This window comes from Methylorubrum podarium (genome assembly GCF_022179745.1).
Taxonomy (GTDB): domain Bacteria; phylum Pseudomonadota; class Alphaproteobacteria; order Rhizobiales; family Beijerinckiaceae; genus Methylobacterium; species Methylobacterium podarium.
The window spans coordinates 1-3,248 of sequence record NZ_BPRD01000707.1 but is presented as its reverse complement, the minus strand read 5'-3'; the positions used below and the strand labels follow the sequence as shown (position 1 = coordinate 3,248).

The following is a 3,248-nucleotide window of genomic DNA, read 5'->3' as shown; positions in this document are numbered from 1 at the left end:
CTGGACCGCGCCGCGGGTGCGGAGCCGCCCCCGGCTCTCGTCGGGCCGGCGCCCGCGCCGAAGCCCGGCCACAAGGCGCCCATCTACCCGCCGCGCCCCGGCGTGCCGCCCCGCGAACACCTTCGGCCAGTCGAGTTCCTGGCGACCTCCGGCTCGCTCGTGGATCTCGCCGCCTTCGCGCAGGTCGGCCCGTTCCGCGAGGACTTCTTCATCGACGCCGTCGATCTCGAATGGTGCTTCCGCGCCTGGGCGCGGGGCCGGAGCTGCTGGATGGACCCCGGCACCGCGATCCCGCACAGCGTCGGGCGCGGCACGATCCGGGCGCGGTTCCTTCCGGTGGCGATGCCCGACCAGCCGCTGTTCCGCATGGCGGTCTATGTCCGCAACACCGCCTATGGCTGGCGCCTGCCGCACGTGCCCGCCCGCTGGAAGCTGAAACAGGCCGCCTACCTGCCGCTGCAGATCGGGCTCTACTGGAGCCGGCACCGGTTCGCGCCTTACGTGCTCGCGCGCCTGCTCGCGGCCCTGGCGCAGGGGCTTGCCGGGCGTCTCGGCCGGCCGGCGGACGCGCCGCCGTGACCGCGCCCCTCGACGTCGTCATCGTCAACTGGAATGCCGGGGACCAGCTCCGGGCCTGCCTCGCGAGCCTCGCGGCGAGCGACGGGGCGGAGCAGCTGCGCGTCGTCGTCGTCGACAACGCCTCCGGCGACGGCTCCGCCGAGGGGCTGGACCGACCGGGCCTCGCGCTCACGGTGCTGCGCAACGCGGACAACCGCGGCTTCGCCCGCGCCTGCAACCAGGGCGCGGCGCTGGGATCGGCCGGGGCCATCCTGTTTCTCAACCCCGACACGCAGGTCAGCCGGGACGGCATCGCCGCCGCCCGTGCGCGGCTCGAGGCCGATCCCGGCACCGGCATTGTCGGCGCCCGGCTGGTCGACGAGGCGGGGCGGACCCACCGGACCTGCGCCCGCCACCCGACGGGGCCGAGCCTGATCGCCCACACCCTGTTCCTCGACCGGCTGCTGCCCGGCCGCGTCGCGCCGCATTTCCTGCTCGAGTGGGACCACGCCGAGACGCGGCCCGTCGATGCGGTGATGGGGGCCTTCCTGATGATCCGACGCCCGCTCTTCGCCCGGCTCAACGGCTTCGACGAGCGCTTCTTCGTCTACTGGGAGGATGCCGACCTCTGCGCCCGCGCGGCGGCCGCGGGCTTCGCCGTGTGCCACGTCGCACAGGCCGAGATCCGCCACCGCGGCCAGGGCACCACCGAGGCGGTGAAGGACCGGCGCCTGTTCTACTTCCTGCGGGCGCAGGCGCTCTACGCGGACAAGCACCACGGCCGGGCGGCATCGCTCGCCGTGCTGGCCGCCGCGCTCACCGTGAACCTGCCGGTCCGCCTCGGCCGGGCCCTGATGAAGGGCTCGGCGCGGGACGCGGGTGCGGTGATCCGCGCCGGGCGAATGCTGGCGGCGGCCCTGCCGGGCCTGTTGACCCGCGGCGGCCGATGAGGCTTGCCTTGCGGCGGGGGCATCTTGTCGTCCGCGGCGGCCTCCGTCATGGTGCCGCGCTCCGGACGGTCCCGCTTGCACCCGCGGCGGGCGGCTGAACGGGGAACGGAGTGCACGACAGCACGGACAAGGGTTCTCGACCGGCGGACCTGTCGCCCGCCCTGTACCGTGCGGCCTTCGACGGCGCGCCGGTGGGCCTTGCCGTGTTCACGCCCGACGGGCGCAGGATCCGCGCCGCCAACGCCTGCCTGTGCCGCTGGCTCGGCTACGCGCCGGGCACCCTCGACGGCCGCCCGACCGATCAGGTGATCGGCCGCGAAGCCTTCGGCGAGGGAAGCTCCGAGGTGAAGGCCGGCATCCGCCGCTGGCTGCGGGCCGATGGCGGCAGCCTCGATCTGCGCCTGACCCTCTCCGGCGAGGATGCGGCGGAAACGGTCGCGGTCGTGACCCTCGTCGATGCCGACGACCTGGTCCGGGCCGAGCAGAACCGCGATGCCCTGACGGCGGCGGGCCTCGGCGAGTGGCGCTGGGATCTCGTCACCGGGCAGATGGTGTTCTCGCGCCGCGCGGCGCAGATTCTCGGCTACGCGCCGGGACGCTCCGTCACCTGGGAGGGGATGCGGGGCCAGGTCGATCCGGAGGATGCCGAGCGGATCCAGGACGCGGTCGCCGCGGCCATCGCCGAGCGCCGGCCCTACGCCTTCCAGACCCGCTTCCGCCGCGCCACCGACGGCGCCGAGATCTGGATCGGCGCCCGCGGCGAGGCGCTGCTCGCCGCCGACGGCACGCCGGTCGGCATCGTCGGCGTGGTGCAGGACGTGACCACCCGGGTCGAGGCGAGGGAGGCCCTGGCCGAGCGCGAGGAGCGCCTGCGGGTCGCCACCACGGTCGCCAATCTCGGCATCTTCGAGTGGCACGTCCTCGACGACCAGGCGACCTGGGAGAACGAGCGGATGTTCGCGATCTTCGGGCGCCGCCCCGAAGAGGGCAGCATCGGCAAGTCCACCTTCCTCAAGCAGATCCTCCACCCCGACGACCGCCTCGTCTTCCGGCAGGCGATCCTGCGGGCGCTGCGCGAGGACACGATCCTCCACGCCACCGGCCGCATCCGCCGCCACGACGACGGGCAGTGGCGCACCATCGACATGGCCGGCCGGTTCGAGCGGACCCGGCCGGGCGGCCTGCCGCGGCGCCTGATCGGCGTCGTCGCCGACGTGACCGACCGCCACCTCTCCGAGGAGCGCCGCAGCCTCCTCATCCGCGAGCTGCACCACCGGGTGAAGAACACGCTCGCCACGGTCCAGGCCATCGTCGGCTCGACGGCGCGCACCGCCACCAGCATCGACAATTTCCACGAGGCCTTCGTCGGCCGCATCAAGTCGCTCGCCCACACCCACAGCGTGCTCACCGAGGCGACGTGGCAGACGGCGAGCCTGCGCGACCTGCTCGCCTCCGAGCTGATGCCCTATGCCGAGAGCGAGACCGAGACCTCGCCGGACCTGCGCATCGTCCTCGACGGCCCGGCGGTCGATCTTCCCTCCGAGATCGCCGTGCCGATCGGCATGGCGATCCACGAACTCACCACCAACGCCGCCAAGTACGGCGCCCTCTCGACGGGCCGGGGACGGGTCGTCATCGCCTGGAGGGTCGAGGCCGGCGTGCTGCATCTCGACTGGCGCGAGAGCGGCGGTCCCCCGGTCGCCCCGCCGAAGCCCTGGCGGGTCGGCGGGGCGACCGGGG

The 3,248-nt window shown here is 74.0% G+C and carries 3 protein-coding genes; all 3 read left to right on the top strand.

Translation table 11 applies throughout. The features are described 5' to 3' along the window. Nucleotides 1-579 (top strand): glycosyltransferase family protein (locus tag MFF42_RS26085; RefSeq protein ID WP_507763123.1); only part of this gene is annotated, 579 nt, incomplete at its 5' end. Further along, nucleotides 576-1,508, top strand: coding sequence for a glycosyltransferase family 2 protein (locus MFF42_RS26080; RefSeq protein WP_238258856.1), 933 nt, complete (start codon nt 576-578; stop codon nt 1,506-1,508). The genes MFF42_RS26085 and MFF42_RS26080, both read left to right, overlap by 4 nt. A gap of 110 nt (nt 1,509-1,618) precedes the next feature. Continuing rightward, the coding region (locus MFF42_RS26075) for a sensor histidine kinase (protein WP_238258855.1) at nt 1,619-3,248 on the top strand (1,630 nt) is incomplete at its 3' end.